This is a genomic window from Leuconostoc rapi (assembly GCF_016908715.1).
GTDB lineage: Bacteria > Bacillota > Bacilli > Lactobacillales > Lactobacillaceae > Leuconostoc > Leuconostoc rapi.
Genome location: NZ_JAFBEK010000001.1, coordinates 315,408 through 334,040, shown reverse-complemented (window position 1 = coordinate 334,040; position 18,633 = coordinate 315,408). Strand labels below are relative to the sequence as shown.

19 protein-coding genes are annotated in these 18,633 nt (G+C 39.1%); 2 read left to right on the top strand and 17 right to left on the bottom strand.

The features are described 5' to 3' along the window. Window positions 1-47 precede the first annotated feature (47 nt). The 11 genes from glyS to JOD28_RS01475 all read right to left on the bottom strand — a co-directional run bounded on the left by glyS (window position 48) and on the right by JOD28_RS01475 (window position 10,093). Complete coding sequence (gene glyS / locus JOD28_RS01525; RefSeq protein WP_204769153.1) at window positions 48-2,108, bottom strand: glycine--tRNA ligase subunit beta; 2,061 nt, start codon at window positions 2,106-2,108, stop codon at window positions 48-50. Between the two features lie 3 nt (window positions 2,109-2,111). Beyond that, entirely contained in the window at window positions 2,112-3,056 is a 945-nt protein-coding gene (gene glyQ, locus JOD28_RS01520; RefSeq protein WP_204769152.1) for a glycine--tRNA ligase subunit alpha, read from the bottom strand. Window positions 3,057-3,116: 60 nt separating this feature from the next. Further along, window positions 3,117-3,503 (bottom strand): hypothetical protein, encoded by a 387-nt coding sequence (locus tag JOD28_RS01515; RefSeq protein WP_204769151.1) that lies wholly within the window; start codon window positions 3,501-3,503, stop codon window positions 3,117-3,119. Next, the gene (locus JOD28_RS01510) at window positions 3,504-4,238 is read right to left on the bottom strand and encodes a hypothetical protein (RefSeq protein ID WP_204769150.1); all 735 of its coding nucleotides are present in this window, start codon (window positions 4,236-4,238) and stop codon (window positions 3,504-3,506) included. 300 nt (window positions 4,239-4,538) lie between these two features. Beyond that, on the bottom strand, window positions 4,539-5,678 hold the full coding sequence (locus JOD28_RS01505; RefSeq protein ID WP_204769149.1) for a DUF805 domain-containing protein: 1,140 nt from the start codon (window positions 5,676-5,678) through the stop codon (window positions 4,539-4,541). Window positions 5,679-5,773: 95 nt separating this feature from the next. Next, a complete protein-coding gene (gene frr, locus JOD28_RS01500) occupies window positions 5,774-6,319 on the bottom strand; it encodes a ribosome recycling factor (protein WP_204769148.1) in 546 nt (181 codons plus the stop codon). Then, window positions 6,319-7,044 carry a UMP kinase gene (gene pyrH, locus JOD28_RS01495; RefSeq protein ID WP_204769147.1) on the bottom strand — a complete coding sequence of 242 codons (726 nt, stop codon included), beginning with the start codon at window positions 7,042-7,044 and terminating at the stop codon, window positions 6,319-6,321. The genes frr and pyrH overlap by 1 nt, the downstream gene beginning before the upstream one ends. Window positions 7,045-7,132: 88 nt before the next feature. Beyond that, complete coding sequence (gene tsf, locus JOD28_RS01490; RefSeq protein ID WP_204769146.1) at window positions 7,133-8,008, bottom strand: translation elongation factor Ts; 876 nt, start codon at window positions 8,006-8,008, stop codon at window positions 7,133-7,135. A 122-nt stretch (window positions 8,009-8,130) separates the two neighbouring features. Next, window positions 8,131-8,907: a 30S ribosomal protein S2 gene (rpsB, locus tag JOD28_RS01485; protein ID WP_013102383.1), complete on the bottom strand. Its 777-nt coding sequence runs from the start codon at window positions 8,905-8,907 to the stop codon at window positions 8,131-8,133. A 146-nt stretch (window positions 8,908-9,053) separates the two neighbouring features. Further along, complete coding sequence (locus tag JOD28_RS01480) at window positions 9,054-9,332, bottom strand: GIY-YIG nuclease family protein (RefSeq protein ID WP_204769291.1); 279 nt, start codon at window positions 9,330-9,332, stop codon at window positions 9,054-9,056. Then, window positions 9,332-10,093 (bottom strand): tRNA1(Val) (adenine(37)-N6)-methyltransferase, encoded by a 762-nt coding sequence (locus tag JOD28_RS01475; RefSeq protein WP_204769145.1) that lies wholly within the window; start codon window positions 10,091-10,093, stop codon window positions 9,332-9,334. The genes JOD28_RS01480 and JOD28_RS01475 overlap by 1 nt, the downstream gene beginning before the upstream one ends. Window positions 10,094-10,152: 59 nt before the next feature. Here JOD28_RS01475 and JOD28_RS01470 point away from each other — a divergent pair, with 59 nt between their 5' ends. Further along, window positions 10,153-10,788, top strand: a complete 636-nt coding sequence (locus JOD28_RS01470) for a lysophospholipid acyltransferase family protein (RefSeq protein ID WP_204769144.1) — start codon at window positions 10,153-10,155, stop codon at window positions 10,786-10,788. Between the two features lie 10 nt (window positions 10,789-10,798). Here JOD28_RS01470 and JOD28_RS01465 read toward each other — a convergent pair whose 3' ends face one another. Next, window positions 10,799-11,038: a YneF family protein gene (locus JOD28_RS01465; protein WP_204769143.1), complete on the bottom strand. Its 240-nt coding sequence runs from the start codon at window positions 11,036-11,038 to the stop codon at window positions 10,799-10,801. A gap of 285 nt (window positions 11,039-11,323) precedes the next feature. Here JOD28_RS01465 and lexA point away from each other — a divergent pair, with 285 nt between their 5' ends. Next, window positions 11,324-11,965 carry a transcriptional repressor LexA gene (gene lexA, locus JOD28_RS01460; RefSeq protein WP_204769142.1) on the top strand — a complete coding sequence of 214 codons (642 nt, stop codon included), beginning with the start codon at window positions 11,324-11,326 and terminating at the stop codon, window positions 11,963-11,965. A gap of 40 nt (window positions 11,966-12,005) precedes the next feature. Here lexA and pyrE read toward each other — a convergent pair whose 3' ends face one another. The 5 genes from pyrE to JOD28_RS01435 are packed head-to-tail and all read right to left on the bottom strand — an operon-like array spanning window position 12,006 to window position 18,612. Continuing rightward, a complete protein-coding gene (gene pyrE / locus JOD28_RS01455; protein ID WP_204769141.1) occupies window positions 12,006-12,638 on the bottom strand; it encodes an orotate phosphoribosyltransferase in 633 nt (210 codons plus the stop codon). Next, the gene (gene pyrF, locus JOD28_RS01450) at window positions 12,639-13,331 is read right to left on the bottom strand and encodes an orotidine-5'-phosphate decarboxylase (protein WP_204769140.1); all 693 of its coding nucleotides are present in this window, start codon (window positions 13,329-13,331) and stop codon (window positions 12,639-12,641) included. A gap of 40 nt (window positions 13,332-13,371) precedes the next feature. Next, on the bottom strand, window positions 13,372-14,292 hold the full coding sequence (locus JOD28_RS01445) for a dihydroorotate dehydrogenase (RefSeq protein ID WP_204769139.1): 921 nt from the start codon (window positions 14,290-14,292) through the stop codon (window positions 13,372-13,374). 59 nt (window positions 14,293-14,351) lie between these two features. Continuing rightward, window positions 14,352-17,531: a carbamoyl-phosphate synthase large subunit gene (carB, locus tag JOD28_RS01440; protein WP_204769138.1), complete on the bottom strand. Its 3,180-nt coding sequence runs from the start codon at window positions 17,529-17,531 to the stop codon at window positions 14,352-14,354. Further along, window positions 17,524-18,612, bottom strand: coding sequence for a carbamoyl phosphate synthase small subunit (locus JOD28_RS01435; protein WP_204769137.1), 1,089 nt, complete (start codon window positions 18,610-18,612; stop codon window positions 17,524-17,526). Before JOD28_RS01435 ends, carB begins: the two co-directional genes overlap by 8 nt. Between the last annotated feature and the right edge of the window lie 21 nt (window positions 18,613-18,633).

The window sequence follows — 18,633 nt, the reverse complement described above, 5'->3', positions numbered from 1 at the left end:
ACTTGACCCTTTATATCTAAACAGGGTTTATAGGTTCGTTGGTTTTTTTATTTAATGACAATGTGTGCTAAGTCACCTAAACCAACAATCAGCCTATGAATCAAATTTAATTGCGCATAACGATTATTTTTAATTTCCTGATTATCGACGTTAACCATAGTCTCATCAAAGTACTTAGCAATTGGCATTTGCAATGCAGCTAGTGATCGATAAACTGCTTCGCCTCCTTGGTCTTCTAAATCCAACAAGTCAATTGATTTTGAAGCCACGAATAGCTCTCTTTCGGCTTCATTTTCAAACAAAGTCTCATCAATCGTGTCTTGACTTACTTGTTTAACAGCTAAACGTGAGACACGCGTCAATGATTCAATCACTTCACGAAAATTAACATCATCAGCATGTTTTGCTAAAGTTTGCGTGCGATCAGCAATGTAAACAACATCTGTACTACCAACTGGTGCAGTGCCAGCAGACACGAGATCTTGGCGTACACCATTATCTAATGCCATTTTACGGACACGATCAAAAATAAAGGACAAAACCGCTGTTAAATCAGCATCTTGAGTCGCTTCACCACTATTAGCGACAAACGAATTGAGCAATGGTGTTAAGGCAACATGCCATTGCTTATTTTCAAGTGTTCTCACAATACCTGTCGCAGCACGTCGTAACCCATAGGGATCATTTGAACCAGTTGGCATGAGATTAGCTGAGAAAAAAGTGACGATAGTATCTAATTTATCAGCAATGGCTAACACAGCACCAACATCAGTCGTAGCAACCTCTCCATGAGCCGATGTTGGCATGTAATGTTCCTTAATAGCTACTGCCACCGCAGGCGTTTCGCCAAATAATTTAGCGTAATGTTCACCCATAACGCCCTGTAATTCGTCAAATTCACCAACCATACCAGTCATCAAATCAAATTTATAAATTTCCGCAGCACGAGAAAGATCAGCCTTTTTTGAATCATCAAAGTTAAGTTTTATTGCCAGAGCTGCTGCTAATTTACCAACCCGCTGCATATGTTCATAAACCGTGCCAATTTTTTCATGGAAAACCAATTTTCTAACTTTTAACATACTATCAGCAATTGTCTTTTGTTGATCTTCATGATAGAAAAATTCTGCATCTTCTAATCGTGCAACAAGTACTTTTTCATTACCAGCAATCACGTTACTGAGATTTTCAGTATTACCGTTTCGAACCGATAAAAAGTATGGCAACAATATGCCTGATTGATCCGTAACATAGAAAAATCGTTGATGTTCACGCATTGATGTCATCAAGACCTCATCTGGTACGTCTAAATACTTTTCATCAAAACTACCAGAAAATGCTGTTGGCCATTCCACAATATTGTTCACTTCTTCTAATAAATCCTGTGCTGCATCAGCATCAAGTTGTAATAGCCAGTGATTTTTCGTAGCAATGGCTTCAAGTTGTGCCCGAATTTCAGATTTACGCACATCAGCATCAACTAGAACATGTGCTGCTTTCAATGTGTCAACATAACGATCAGCATGGGTAATTTCAACGTGTTCATGAGATAAAAAACGATGTCCACGTGTGAACCGGCCTGTTGAAACTTCTAAAATACTAAAGTCAACAATGGTTTCGTCTAGTAACGCAACCAACCAGCGAATTGGTCTAACGTACAAGAAACTATTGTTTGCCCATTTCATATAAGTCGTGAATTTCATCTGTGAGACAACTTCATCGCCGATTTTAGATAAAATCGTTGCCGCTGCTTCACCTGGCGTATGTTTCGTTAACCAAACGTATCCCTCACGTTCTTCAAAATCTTCAGGGGTCGCACCTTGACCTCGAGCAAATCCCTGAGCTGCTTTCGACCAAGCACCATGATCGTCTTTTGCACGATTAATTGCTGGTCCACGCTTTTCTTCAGATAGCGCTTCAGATTCTAAAGCAACATCAATCAATTGGACAGCAAGGCGACGTGGTGTTGAAAATGGCTTGATCTCACTCACAGATAAACGATGTTCTGCCAAAAAAGTCGTGGCCCGTTCAATTAATTGCGCTTCCGAACTTGTGACCAAATGCGCTGGCATTTCTTCTAAACCAATTTCTAATAAAAATGTTGACATGCTTTATTTTCCTTCCTGCTTTGCATACTTACCATTCTCGCCCAAATACTTATCGCGTAATTCAATATCTTTAAGTAACGGGAACCCAAGATCCGCACGTGCTTGGATAAATACTTTTGATACACGGCGTGCCATGGTTCTGATTCTATGCAAGTAACCTGCACGCTCTGTGACAGAAACCGTTCCGCGTGCGTCTAATAAATTAAATGTATGTGATGATTTTAAAATATAGTCATATGCTGGATGTACTAGCCCTAATTCTAATAAATGCGTTGCTTCTGCTTCGAACTCATCAAAATGCCTGAGCAATACTGCTTGGTTCGACTCTTCAAAGGCATACTTTGAATGTTCATATTCTGGTTCTTTGAAAATATCACCATAAAGCACACCATTACCCCACTCCAAATCATAGACAGTTGGCACATCTTGGATGTATGAAGCCAAGCGTTCTAATCCATAAGTGACTTCTGCTGTCACTGAATCAACTTCAATACCACCAACTTGTTGAAAATACGTAAATTGTGTGACTTCCATGCCATCCAACCAAACTTCCCAACCAATACCAGCAGCACCCATTGAGGGATTTTCCCAATTGTCTTCGACAAAACGAATATCATGTTCAAGTGGCTTAATACCAAGTGCCTCTAAAGAGCCAAGATACAATTCCTGAATATTTGCTGGTGAGGGTTTCATAACAACTTGAAATTGATGATGTTGAAAAAGTCGGTTAGGGTTATCCCCATATCGCCCATCAGCTGGGCGACGTGATGGTTGCACGTAGGCCGCATTCCAGGGTTCTGGTCCATTGGCACGCAAAAAAGTATAAGGTGATTGTGTCCCAGCACCCACTTCATTATCATAGGCTTGCATAAGGTTAGCCCCTTGTTTAGCCCAGTATTGTTGTAGTGTTAAGATAATATCTTGTAACGATAATTTATGTTCTGTCATTTTTATTTCCTTATTATTTTTAAATTTTGTCTAACTTGCTATCAAAAGATCGGCACCACATCACGTAGCAAAAACTTGCCAAACAACGGCTACTAACACTGGAAAACCCAAGCTTAATAAATTACCAATTATAAATTTGTCAATAGCCACGCTCTGCACATCACTATTTACTTGAGATAATTCACCCCAACGAGCAAATCCTTTAATCGCTACAATCATACTTAGCGCACCGACATTTCCTAAAATGACCAAGAGCATGGCCAAACTGCGTTCTATATTACCAATAAGTTGTCCATGTATAAACGGGTCTGTTCTGTTACCAACCACAGGTTGCCATTTTTTATAACCAATCTTACTTAATATCAAACTAATTAACAGGCCATAAAGATAGTTTATGATTAACCAAAGTATCACTATTAATACAATTCTTATGATATCTTGTTGCATTTACTTCTCCTCAAACACACATAGTTGATTATTTACCGCTTGAATATCTGCTTTTGTAATGAGCATTCGCGCGCGATTTTCAATTTGTTTCAAGGTATCTGTCACCGTAAACCCACTATTTTTTATTTCAACTAGTTTTGGCAGATCGTTGCGCCAATTTTGAGAATCCTTCAATACCGAATAAATTAGACGCTTTTTATCAGTGCTCAACTCAAACTCATAGACTAAAATTAATATTTGTTCGACCTCTGACACCTGGCCATTTTCATCTGCCATTCGCATCAAAATCGGCGCTTTTTTAAAATAAGTCTGTATACCTAGTGTCTTATTCTTTTGTTTTTCAACTATTTCCTTCAAAGCGGGCAGGACGACATGTCGGGCAAGTACAACAGCCGAACCATTGACTAGTGCCTCATCCTGTGTGTCAGTCAAGTTTGTATCAATATCCCCAACACCGATGGCCATATAAAATTGCAATTCAACAGCGTGAATTAATAAATAAGATGTCAACTCACGATAGATGTGAACCACATCAGGTCGAATATGGGATGACTGTATTGCACCTGAAATAGCATCACCATGATGCCACTGAAAAGGCATGAGAATCTGAGCTTTTGTAAGGTGATTTAAATAATTCGTGACAGCCATCACTTGTTTGATTAACAACGTATTGTCTCTAATACGTCGCGAATTCACGACATCTAGTTCAAAATAAATTGCTTGTTTTTTTCCCATACTTTAAAGTATACCACGATAAAGATATATTTTAATATATCTTAGTATTAAAGATATATTTTAATATATCTTTAATACATGAATATTCCTTTCCGACAAAAAAACCACGCGTCCGCAGTCACTGATGCCAAAATAAATGACATCAGGACGCTTACGCGCGGTTCCACCTGATTTCCGAGAAAATCTTCTCGACACTCGAATAGTTTACAAACTCCATCATCGCCACATGACCTCATAATTAATAAACGTAATATATTCATTATGCACTGCATTGATTGAAACGTCAAGTCTGTTAAAATTTCAGACAGCTGCCTGGTACGTTTCTGATAATGAATCAATGATTAGATTTAATAATGGTTTTGAATCAGAGAGAACATACATCACTCGAATATGCCCATCTGGCATATACCATTCTAAATAGCTCATTTCTGTTCGTTCACCAGTTGATGGCACCTTGTATGTGCCATCAATACGCCAAACACCGACTTCACTTTGTTGCTTTAATTTAAAATGACTCTGCCCTAGTATTTTTGCAAACGAGAAGCTAGACATATCCACGCCGAATCCTTGACCCATGGTACTCGTCAGGATTGTCACGTCTTGCTTTGATGTGCTAAGCGACCATTGAAGCGATGTCTTATCCTGTTGCCAGTCGCCTTGGACTTTAAAAAAACCAAAATCGTCATCTCCCAACGACATTTCTGGTAATTGTCGATAGTTTGTCGTGGCTGAATCATCGGGCAACCCTTTCACCTGAATCTCAGGCATTTTTGACGCCGTGGAGCCGGTGCCTGATTGACTTGGCGCTGGATTACTCGATAAAGCAGAAGATAAACTTGAGTCGATTATTTCTGATTGATTTGAAGATGTTTCAGTAACACTGACTGCCGTCTTTTTTCTTTGCTTCTGTATATTTTGAAGTAACGCATCAATTGTGGTCATTTGTCTTGTCAAAGTCACAGTATTCAAACCAATTATTGTCGACAACATCACAACGAAAAAAATTGTGAAACCAATTTTTTGATTTGTTTTTAGAAATGGCGTCCAATAGGCTGAACGTCGTGCGAGCAAGAAAATCAAACCGCCAAAATAGATGAATAACAATAAAGGCACCAGAATTAACAAACCAATGGCGCTCAAAAAACTAATAAGCACACCAACCAAAATAGGGCTTAGTAGCACAAGAGAAATAACTTGCTGCGACAATCCTGTATCTCGTAATCGACGAATCAATAGTGATAAATTTGGTACAAAAATTAACGCACCCAATATTGAAGATAATCGACTTAATAATAACCATTCGTTGAAAATGCTACCCACAACGAAAGTTAGTATTGCTAAAATAAGATTATTAATCATTTGGACAAGCCAAAAATCTAAACGGTAGGCACCACCATTAAAATCAAATGCTTCTTGCCAATATCTTAAATATCTTTTCAAAACAAACAACCTCCAAATAAAAAACTTGACTCAACGTCAAGTTAATATATAGCTTATATAAAATACTACGTGATAGGTGTCATATATCCTACGCTTTATATCGTTAATAGTTCTTTCTCTTTATCAGAAGCAATCGCATCAATGGCTTTTATATTTTCATCAGTGAGTTTTTGAACGTCGTCTTCCGCATCGCGTGCATCGTCTTCAGGTAATTCTTTATCTTTTTTGACAGCATCCATGGCATCGCGTCGAACATTGCGAACAGAAACTTTTGCTCTTTCAGCTTCTGCTTTCACTTGTTTGACCAAATCTTTACGACCTTCTTCAGTCATTTGGGGAATTGCTAAGCGAACAATATTGCCGTCCGAAGCTGGATTCAACCCTAAGTCTGATATGTTGATTGCACGAATAATTTCATCTAATACGGTCTTGTCAAATGGCGTAATCATCAAAATGCGTGCTTCAGGAACAGAAATTGAAGCAACTTGATTAAGTGGTGTCATAGCACCGTAATATTCAACTTCTATGCGATCTAAAATATGTGGATTTGCACGTCCTGTGCGAATACTACCAAGTTCACGTTGTAAAGCATCCTGAGCACCTTGCATACGCGCCTTGGCATCTGTTAAATTAAAAGCCATTATTTTCCTCCTGTAACTGTTGTACCAATATTTTCACCTAAGACAACTCGTTTCAAGTTGCCCGGTGTGTTTAGATTAAATACGACAAGCGGCATGTTATTATCCATCGACAATGAACTCGCTGTTGAATCCATTACTTTTAATCCGCGTTTCAAAATATCCAAATGTGTTAATTCTGAAAATTTAACGGCATTGGCATTCTTATTTGGATCAGAATCATAGATACCGTCAACCCCATTTTTACCCATCAAGATGGCATCAGCATTAATTTCGTTTGCACGTAATGCTGCTGTCGTGTCTGTTGAGAAATAAGGTGATCCCGTACCTGCCGCAAAAATCACAATGCGGCCCTTTTCAAGGTGTCTTATCGCACGTCCGCGAATGTAAGGTTCTGCAATTTGTTGCATGGTAATAGCCGTTTGTACGCGTGTGTCTACGCCCGCACGTTCTAATGCATCTTGCAATACTAGTGCATTCATTGTCGTACCAAGCATGCCTGTATAGTCAGCACGTGATCGCTCCATACCAACTTGTGCAGCAGGCTCACCGCGCCATAAATTACCACCACCGACAACAATTGCAATTTGTGTTCCTAGGTCATGTACTTCTTTTAAATCTTGCGCAATTTCAGAAACTGTATCAAGATCAATTCCTTGACCTTTTTCCCCGGCCAACGCCTCACCAGAAAGTTTCATCAAAACACGTTTGTACTTCATATCAGTCATGATTTACCTCATTTTCTACTTAGTCAATTATACCAAAAATATCCCACAAAAAAAGTGCGTTATTATGATATAACACACTTTTTGTTCATTAGCCTAGTTGCTTAGCAACTTCTTCAGCTAAATCAGTTACTTTCTTTTCGATACCATCACCAACCTGGTAACGTACAAATGACTTAACAGTTCCATTTTGTGAAGCGATAAATTGCGCAACTGTCTGATCACCATTCTTAACAAAAGCTTGATCCAACAATGAAATTTCAGCCAAGAATTTTTTGATACGTCCTTCAACCATCTTTTCTTTGATGTTATCAGGCTTACCAGCCAAATCTTCAGAAGCCAATTGAACTGCCTTCTCTTTTTCAACAACTTCTGCAGGTACTTCGTCATCTGAAACATACTTAGGTGCAATCGCAGCAACGTGCATTGCGATATCGCGAGCTGCTTCTGATGATGCGCCGTCAACAACTACAAGTGATGAAATTGAACCAGCTAAATGCGAATAGGCACCAAAGTTTTCAGCGTCAGACTTTTCAACAACCGTGAAACGACGTAGTGTAATCTTTTCACCTGTGATTTGTGTTGTGCCAATAATCTTGTCATTTAATGTTTGACCAGCTTCAACTTCAAGCGCCAAAGCAGCCTCAACATCTTTAGGTGAAAATTCAACAATTGTATTTGCTACAGCCTTTAACAAATCATTAAATTCAGCATTTCCAGCAACAAAGTCAGTTTCTGAATTTAATTCGATGATAGCAGCCTTATTACCACTAACGGCAACATACGTCATGCCTTCGGCAGCAACACGGTCACCCTTCTTAGCGGCCTTAGCCATACCTTTTTCGCGAAGCAAATCAATCGCTTTATCCAAGTCACCTTCAGATTCTACTAAAGCCTTCTTAGCATCCATCATACCAACAGATGTCTTATCACGTAGTTCTTTTACTTGTGCAGCAGTAATTGCCATTATATTGCTCCTCTAAAATATTTATGATTTTATTATAACACGCTTTTTATATGTTTCGGACAAATAAAAATGCCACTCTGCGTCCCAAACAGGTCGCAGGAACGGCATTTGTCATTCAAATATTAGTTATTGCCTTCTTCAACAATGTTAGTGATTTCTTCGATTGATTCTGTATTTTCATCGCCTGCAACAAAAGCATCTTCAGGTGCTGAATCTTGACCTTGACGACCTTCGATGATCGCATCAGCCATCTTAGCAGTAATCAAACGAACTGCACGAATTGCATCATCATTAGCTGGAATCTTAACGTCAACTACTTCAGGGTTAGCGTTTGTGTCAATCATAGCCACAACTGGAATGTTCAACATGTTAGCTTCCTTAACAGCAATTTCTTCCTTCTTAGGGTCAACAACAAACAATACATCTGGCAAACCAGGCATATCCTTGATACCACCCAAGAATTTATTCAACTTTTCACGTTGCTTGTTTAACAAAACAACTTCTTTTTTAGGCAATTGTTCAAATGTACCGTCTTCGGCCATTGTTTCCAAATCCTTCAAACGTTGAATACGTGTCTTGATTGTATTCCAGTTTGTTAAAGTACCACCCAACCAACGATGATTAATGAAATATTGACCAGCGCGGGTTGCTTCTTCAGCAATTGCATCTGAAGCTTGCTTTTTTGTACCAACAAACAAGAAATTAGCATCATCAGTTGATGCATTACGAATAAAGTTATACGCTTCATCAACTAACTTAACTGTTTTTTGCAAATCGATGATATGAATACCGTTACGTTCTGTAAAGATATATTCATCCATCTTTGGGTCCCAACGACGTGTTTGGTGACCGAAGTGAACACCTGCTTCGAGGAGTTCTTTCATTGAAATAACTGCCATAATATATAGTCTCCTAGGTTTTTCCGCCGACAAATTCGACGTTCATATTGACATTTCTGCACCTATATGAACTCGTTTGCCGTGTGTATTTGTTGTAAATTACAACACTTAACAGTATACGTTATCTTGTTCATTATTGCAAGCTATTACTGCCAAATACTGGGATTAATATTGTGCGCGATTAAAAAAAATTCTTTCTGTTTTCTGGTCAGTTTTTTGAACGCTGCTTCGGCGCGCAATGCATCGTGCTTAGTGTCAAATGATTCTTCATAAATTAATTGTAATGGATGTCTTGATTTCACACGTGTAAATTTAGCTCCTTTACGTGATTCATGCGTTTTTAAGCGACGCTGAACATCATCAGTAAAACCGCCATAAAAGTAGCCATCTGCTGTATAGAGCACATAGAAATAATATCGCTTCATCATTGCCACGCTTGACCATATAAAATATTTTGCACTTGCGATGTATAATTATTTTCTGACGTATAAGCAATAATTGGCGGCATAATGCGCACCCCGCCCGGACGACCAGATTTAATAGCTTCAACAAGGACCATATTTGCTTCGCGGTCACTTTTACCATAAACAAATTGAATACGTTTAATACGTAGTTTTCGTTGATCAAATGCTGCAAAAATATCTGCTAGTCTTTCTGGACGGTGAACCATATAAAACTTACCATTATTTTTTAACAACTTATTGGCAACTTGCGCTAAACTAGGTAAATCAATGGTTAATTCGTGACGTGCAAGTTCATAATGCGTATCGTGATTGGTTTTTGTCGTTTCATTAAGCGGAAAATACGGTGGATTTGATAAAACCGTTTCAACCGATCCAGGCTGAATATCATTAAAAATATCTTTCATATCAGATAGTAAGACGCTAACACGTTTTTGTAACCCGTTTATTTCAATGCTGCGTTGTGCCATTTCCGCTAATTCAGGCTGAATTTCAACAAGCTTAATGGTACCTATAACCCTTGGTGAATAAAAAAGGCCAACTGCTCCCGTGCCAGCTCCAAGATCAACAGTTATTCCAGCGCCTTTGCCCTTGACACCGGCAAAATGGGCTAATAATATAGCATCTAATGAGTAAGAAAACATATCAGGATTTTGTATAATATGAATATTTTGGGAAGGCAAACCGTCAATACGTTCCCCTTCTTTAAGAATTACTTCAGTCATTGTTTTTTTCTCGCTTTATCGTGTAAAATTAATGGAGATAGTTTATGAGGTGAATAATAATGAATTTTTATGATTTTCTGCGTGGTATAGCTGTAAGTATTATATGGGTTATCAACGGTCGTATCAAGTACATGAATCGCGAACGCATCCCTGTTGATGAAAATTATATTCTTGTCGGGCCACATAGAACCTGGTGGGATCCTATTTGGTACGCCATTGCAGCTTATCCAAAACACTTTATCTTCATGGCGAAAATTGAGCTTTTCAAATTTCCGCCACTTGCATGGCTAGTCAAATCTGCTGGGGCATTTCCAGTTGACCGAGAAAATGTCGGACCAAGTGTTATTAAAATCCCAGTCAATGAACTCAAAAAGGGTAATCGGTCATTGATTATGTTTCCATCAGGTTCCCGACATAGTGATGAATTAAAGTCTGGCTCACTCCTTATTGCCAAAATGTCGGGCAAAGCCCTTGTACCGACAGTTTACCAAGGTCCTGTCTCATTCAGTCAATTATTTAAAAGAAATAACACAGTTATCAATTTCGGTGAACCCATTATCATTGATCGCAAAGATAGATTAAACAAAGAAAACATCGCGAAATATACAGCATTGATTCAAGAGGCATTTGATAAGCTCGATCACGAAGTGAACCCTGATTGGGTATATCTGGATCCCAAACGCGAAAAAAAATAAGCCAACTGGCTTATTTTTTTTGCGCTTGTTCGCTTTGTTGCTTCATTTGAGCCATCATTTGATTTAACTTTTTCTGTGATGGCTTTTGCCCCATTGACATCATCATTGATTTCATCATCTCTTCTGAAATTGGTGGATTCTTTGCTAAATAACTTTTCATTGAGTTACGTGCTAAGAAAAATCCACCCGCCAATCCGATAACCAAGGCTAACACTGCAATCAATATGACAAGTCCAATACCTATAGACATAGTATTCCCCTTAATAAATTTCTAAGGTCAATTATAGCATAAACAGCAGGACGATGACATCAGAAATATCTTGTTTATTTTTGTTGAAGTAACTAACAATGGGAATGTATGCATTTTATCCACCTATTTTCTTTAAAAACTGGCTTATTTTTAAAGAAACAGTAAATGTTCTCAGTAAATTAGTTATTAAAAGACAAAGAAACGAACAAATGTTTGATTTGTTATGCATTGTTCGTTATAATAATAATATATTAAATCGAGTAGAATTAAGGACTAAAACTCAATATGGCAATTCAAATTCAAGAAAGTAAACAACTTCAAGTGCTCCGCTTTATCCATGAAGCACAAATAACAAACGGTTACCCACCCACAGTTCGTGAAGTTGGTGAAGCGGTTGGATTATCCTCATCATCAACCATTCATGGCCATATCGAACGTCTGGTTAAGAAGGGATATCTTTTAAAAGATGCTTCAAAGCCTCGCGCACGTGCAATTGAAGTCACCGATTCAGGACTTGAGGCTTTGGGCGTTTCGACAACGCCAGGCCGTATCCCAGTGCTTGGGCTTGTAACAGCTGGTACACCTATTTTAGCAGTTGAAGAAGAAGCAACTGAATTTTTCCCTATCCCTGATAATTTAATGCAGTTTGATGGTGATATGTTCATGTTAAACGTTCGTGGCAATTCTATGGTCAACATTGGTATCTTAGATGGTGATAAGGTTATTGTTCGTAAACAAGATAACGCTGATAATGGTGATGTTGTTGTGGCAATGAATGAAGACAATGAAGCCACTGTCAAAAGATTCTTCAGAGAAGCAGACCACTTTCGTTTGCAACCGGAGAATGATGCTATGGCTCCCATTATTTTGAGGCGCGTTTCTATTTTAGGAAAAGTTATTGGCCTCTACCGTGACGCTATTTATTAAAATAAAAAAACTCAGATAAATTATCTGAGTTTTTTTTTGCTTATACTTGCCACTGCTTAGGATTAAGTTGCCACTGCTTTAATGTTGTTATTTGTGACTCATTTAGTTCACCGCGTTTGACTGCTGCTGCCACTAATTGTGAATAAGTCGTCAGTGATTTGAACGTGAGGTCTGCACGTTCAAAATTAGCGATACCTTCAGGTAACTCATATGAAAAAATTGAAACGACACCAAGCACCTCAGCACCTGATTGGCGCGTTGCCTCAACAGCGCCTAATACTGAACCACCTGTTGAAATCAAATCATCAATTAACACGACTTTTTTCCCTGAAACTGTTGCACCTTCTATTTGTCGCCCTGCACCATGATCTTTTGGTTTAGAACGGACATATATCATCGGCTTATTCAATATCTCAGCAACCCAAGCGGCATGCGGAATACCCGCTGTCGCGACACCACCAATCACATCAACATCTCCATATGTATCTTGAATTAGAGCAGCTAACCCTCTGAAAATATTTTCACGCACTTTTGGTACGCCAATGGTCATACGATTATCAGTATAAATCGGACTTTTAATTCCCGATGCCCAAGTAAAGGGTTTCTCAGGAGAAAATTTAACTGCGCCAATGGTTAACAAATCGTTTGCTACTTGTTCTGCATAATTCGTCATCTAATTACTCCATTCTTTCAACACACGTTCATAGGCTGCAATGGGTTGAGCCGCTTTTGTAATCGACCGCCCAATAACAAGACCGGTTGCACCATTTTCATGTGCTGCCTTTGGTGTCATAATACGTGCTTGATCGTCAGCTTGATCACCAGCCAAACGAATACCTGGTGTGATCCTCAAAAACGAATCACTCGTATTTTCTTTAATCAAATTGGCTTCCAACGGCGAACTAATTGTGCCATCTATACCAGCATCGTACGCTAGCTTTGCTAAATGAGTAACACTTTCTGACATACTAGCATTTGTCAATTGTGTGACTTGCATGTCTATTTCTGAAAATGAGGTCAATTGCGTTACGGCAAGTAACTTCATATGCTCTCCCTTATTTGCCACCGCTTCACGCAACATTTTTTCCCCGCCCGCAGCATGCACCGTCAGATATTGAACATCTAATTTAGCCAAGCTGGCAACCGCATGCCCGACTGTCGTCGGAATATCATAGAGTTTCAAATCTAAAAATACGTCAAATTTTTGTTCACGCAGTTTCCGTATAAAACTGGGACCTTCGGCATAAAATAATTCCATACCAACCTTTAAAGCTGGTTTAACGATTCTATTAAGATAAGGTAACAAAAAAGTATTTGCTGCTGTTGCATCTGGAAAATCCAATGCGATAAATATTGGCTCTATCATAAGTTCCTTCCCTAAACATACAATCTAACAATCATCATGTTCATTTAAATGTACGCGTTAATTCCTGTATCGTATCAAAATGATAATTATCTAACGCACCAGGAATTGCTTCAATGATATTTGACATAACATGTGTATTGTAAGTCAAAGCTGCCCCAACCTGCACAGCACTTGCACCTGCCATCATCAATTCCAGTGCGTCTGCCACAGTTTCAATACCGCCAACACCAATAATCGGTATTGAAACTGTTTGTGCTGCTTCGTAAACAAGACGTACAGCAATAGGGTGAATGGCTTTACCAGACAGACCACCTGTTCCACGAGCTAACTTTGGTTGGCGTTTGTGTAAATCAAGGCTCATACCTATCACTGTATTAATTAGTACGATACCATTGGCACCGGCAGCTTCTACTGCTTTAGCAATTGGTTTAATATCAGTGACATTGGGTGATAATTTGGCATAAATTGGCAAATTTGTCACCTGTCTAACAGCCGCAATCACTTCTGATGCAGACTCAGCAGACACACCAAATGCCATTCCACCACGATCAACGTTTGGACATGATAAATTGACTTCAATGGCCGTCAGATACTGGGTATCAGTTAATAATTGTGTTAACGTTACATACTCATCCACCGTTTCACCAGCAATTGATACCATGACCGGCAACTCATCACCATATTTTGCCTTGATAGCTGGTAAAAATTTTTTTAAAACATTATGGATACCAGGATTAGCAAGTCCAACTGAATTCAGGAGGCCACCGGGTAATTCAACAGTCCATGGTTGCGGATTTCCTGAACGTTCAGCCAATGTCACTGTTTTCGTAACCAATGCACCAGCTTTTTCGATGTCATAACTCTCATCTAAACCAAAATACACCGCGCCTGACGAATTCATTATGGGATTTTTCATGTTTAATCCAGGTAATTCAACTGCTAAACGATTCTTTATTGTCATGATTCTCCTAATTGCTATTGATTGCGGGATTTTCCATGAATACACTGTGCCTGTCAAGCTCACTTCATTTCGTTAACAGTAAAACTGCGACTTTCAAGGACATCGACAAAGGCTTTGACAGTGTCCAATGCTGTGAACAATGGTACGGCATTTTCAATTGCAGCGCTGCGGATTAATCGACCATCTGATTCGGCACGATCATCGGCTTGCGTCGTGTTAATGACAACTTGTAATTTTTGAGCTCGCAAAGCCGCCACTGAATTATTGTCGGATTCAGAAATTTTATCCAAAATTTCAACTGGCAAGTTCTGCGATTCCAGATAAGCCCCAGTACCCGATGTTGCAAAAAGCGCAAATCCCAAATCGTTGAAACGTTTTGCCAAACCTATGGCTTCTTCTTTATCCTCATCAGCTACTGTAAATAAGACATTGCCATATTGTGGTACTTTAATATTTGAAGCGATAAAAGCCTTATATAACGCCTTTGGTAAAGTCGTATCTGATCCCATTACCTCACCAGTAGACTTCATTTCTGGACCAAGTAAGGAGTCTACGTGAGGTAACTTTGTAAATGAGAATATAGGTGCTTTAACATGAACCATATCATCAGCTGGTATGAGTCCTGTCTCAAATCCCATATCTGCGAGTTTTTCACCTAGCATCACTCGTGTTGCAAGTTGTGCTAATGGTAAATGTGTCACCTTAGAAATAAATGGTACTGTTCGTGAGGCTCTAGGATTAACTTCAATGACGTATGCTGTATTCTCATGAATGACAAATTGAACATTCATTAAACCAATTGTGTTCATTGCTTTGGCCAAATTGATTGCAGCTTGTGACATTTCGTCTTGTACTTTTTGTGATAAATATTGTGGTGGGTAAACAGACATTGAATCGCCAGAATGGACACCAGCTCGTTCAATATGTTCCATAATACCAGGAATCACTGCAATTTCGCCATCCGATAAAACATCTACTTCAGCTTCTTGTCCCACTAAATAAGAATCAATCAATACAGGATGATCGTTAGATACCTTAACTGCACGTTGCATATAATCCTGCAGCTCTTCATCTGAAGACACGATTTCCATTGCACGGCCACCTAGAACATATGATGGTCTGATTAACACAGGATATCCGATAAGTTGTGCTGCACTCAAAGCGTCTGCCACTGTTGTCGCCGTTTTACCAACTGGTTGTGGTAATTGCAGTTGCTTAATGACTTGATCAAAAGCTTCTCGATCTTCTGCACGATTTAAATCTGCCACTGTCGTACCAAGAATAGGCACCCCGTTATCTTGTAATGGCTGTGCCAAATTAATGGCCGTTTGCCCACCAAACTGAACGACGATACCAATTGGTTGTTCTAAATCATAAACATTCAAAACATCTTCAAGTGTCAGTGGTTCAAAATAAAGTTTGTCAGATACTGAAAAGTCGGTAGACACTGTTTCTGGGTTGGAATTCATAATGATTGCCTCATAGCCGGCGCGCTGAATCGCTTTAACAGCATGAACTGTTGCATAATCGAATTCAACCCCCTGACCAATACGGATTGGACCAGAACCTAGTACAATGACAGATTGCTTATCAGACTTGACTGACTCATTTTCACGCTCATAAGTTGCATAATAGTATGGCGTTTGTGACTCAAATTCAGCCGCAACAGTATCTACCATTTTATAAACAGGCAAAATATTTTCTTGCTGGCGTAATTGACGAATTTCAGTAACTGTTTTGTCCCAAATTCCCGCAATAGTTTCATCAGCAAAACCATTCTTTTTAGCATATAACAATACATCTAAATCACCAATTTGTTTTGCCAACTGGTTCTCAATTTCGATAATATGTAATACTTTGTCTAAGAAAAACGTATCAATCAATGTTTTTTCATGAATTATTTCAATCGTCACCCCACGGCGTAACAAATCAGCAATCATAAACAAACGATCATCGCGAGCTGGCATTAAAGCATCCAGCAATGCTGTGTCTGACAAGTCATCAAAGGTAATATCATTTAAACCTATTGCTCCAATCTCAAGTGACCGCACAGCCTTTAACATGGCTTCTTCCATATTACGACCAATAGCCATCACCTCTCCGGTGGCTTTCATTTGCGTGCCTAAATGACGATCAGCTGTGGCAAATTTGTCAAATGGCCATCGTGGAATTTTAAAAACGACATAATCTAAGGCTGGTTCAAATTCAGCCTTGGTTGTACCAGTGACTGGATTGATGATTTCATCCAACGTTAAGCCAATACCAATTTTAGCTGCCATTTTTGCAATCGGATAACCTGTAGCCTTTGAAGCAAGCGCTGATGAGCGCGATACACGTGGGTTCACTTCAATAATATAGTATTTATACGATTGCGGATCCAGAGCCATTTGAATGTTCACGCCACCTTCAATTTTCAAAGCACGAATAATTTTCAAAGCCGCATCTCGCATCATCTGAACCTCGCGGTCAGACAAAGTTTGAACTGGTGCAGTAACAAGTGAATCGCCTGTGTGAATGCCGACTGGATCAAAATTTTCCATCGAAGCAACAACTAGCGCATTATCATGCGCATCTCGCATCACTTCAAATTCAATTTCTTTATAACCAGCAATAGAGCGTTCAATTAAAACCTGTGTCACAGGGGATAATTCTAACCCATTTGCAGCGATTTCACTCAACTCAGCGTGGTTATCCGCAATACCACCACCAGTACCACCAAGTGTATACGCCGGACGTACAATCACTGGATAACCATGGGTATCAGCAAAATCCAATGCTTCGTCAAGCGTTGTTGCAATGGTGGACTCGGGAATTGGTTCATTCAAACGTTCCATCAATGCTTTAAATTCTTCACGATCCTCTGCTTCTTCAATGGCTGATAACTTGGTGCCTAATAGTTCAATGTTTAGGTCATCTAAAATACCAGCTTCAGACAAATCCTTCGCCATATTTAATCCAGTTTGACCACCTAATGTAGGTAAAATAGCATCTGGTCTTTCCTTACGTAAAATACGTTCAATAAAATCAATTGATAACGGTTCAATATATACTTTGTCAGCAATTTCAGCATCTGTCATGATTGTTGCTGGATTAGAGTTTACTAAAATAACATAGTACCCTTCCTCTTTTAAACTTAAGGCAGCTTGAGTACCAGAATAATCAAACTCTGCGGCTTGTCCAATAATAATAGGACCAGAACCAATCACCAATATTTTTTTAATGTCGGTACGTTTAGGCATTTTGTGGCGTCTCCTTCTTTGCATCTGCAATCATGTTTAAGAAATCATCGAATAAATATTCAGCATCATGTGGACCTGGCGCAGCATCTGGATGAAATTGTACTGAGAAGGCATGATGACCTTGCAACCGTAATCCTTCAACTGTATGATCATTAATTTCTTCATGTGTGACAACTAATTCTGTTTTTGCTAGACTATCACGGCTAACAGCATAACCGTGGTTCTGGGACGTAAAGTCTAGCCGGTCATGGGACATATGGCGTACAGCATGGTTAAAGCCACGATGTCCAAATTTCATTTTGTAAGTTTCAGCGCCATTTGCTAATGCAAACAACTGATGTCCTAAACAAATACCCATTAGTGGTAACTGTTCCTGTAAGGTTTGAATCGTAGGAATAGCATAAGCGACATCTTGGGGGTTTCCTGGACCATTTGACAGCAGAATACCATCCGGATTAGCGGATAAAATTGTCTGCGCATCAACATTTGCTGGAAATACCATCACGTTAACACCTCGTTTAGCCAAGGAACGTAAAATGGAATTTTTTAACCCAAAATCAATTAGCGCAATTGAAACGCCATCTGTCGGGTTTTGGTATTGCGTTTTCGTTGTTGCTTCGGCTACCATTGACGTTGATGGCGCAAAATTTTTAAGTTTGTCAAACACGTCTTCAGTAATCTCATTCACCAATGCCGCTTTCATCACGCCTTGATTCCGTAACTCTCTGGTCAACGCTCGTGTATCGACACCTGTAATACCTGGCATATTCGTTCGTTCTGCCCAAGTCTCTAAATTCATCGTTTGACGCCAATTGCTTGGTCGGCGAGCAATTTCATGAACAACGATCGCTGATGCTGCCGGTTTTAAGCTTTCAAAATCATCACGATTGATGCCATAATTACCAATTAAAGGATAAGTGAAGACAATTATTTCACCACGATATGACAAATCGGTAATTGATTCTTGATAGCCAGACATACCTGTATTAAAAACCAATTCTGCTATCACATCCACATTGGATCCAAAGGCTTCTCCTTCATAAACAGAACCATTTTCAAGTATTAAGTAGCGTTTTTTCATATCTCATTATCCTCGTTATTT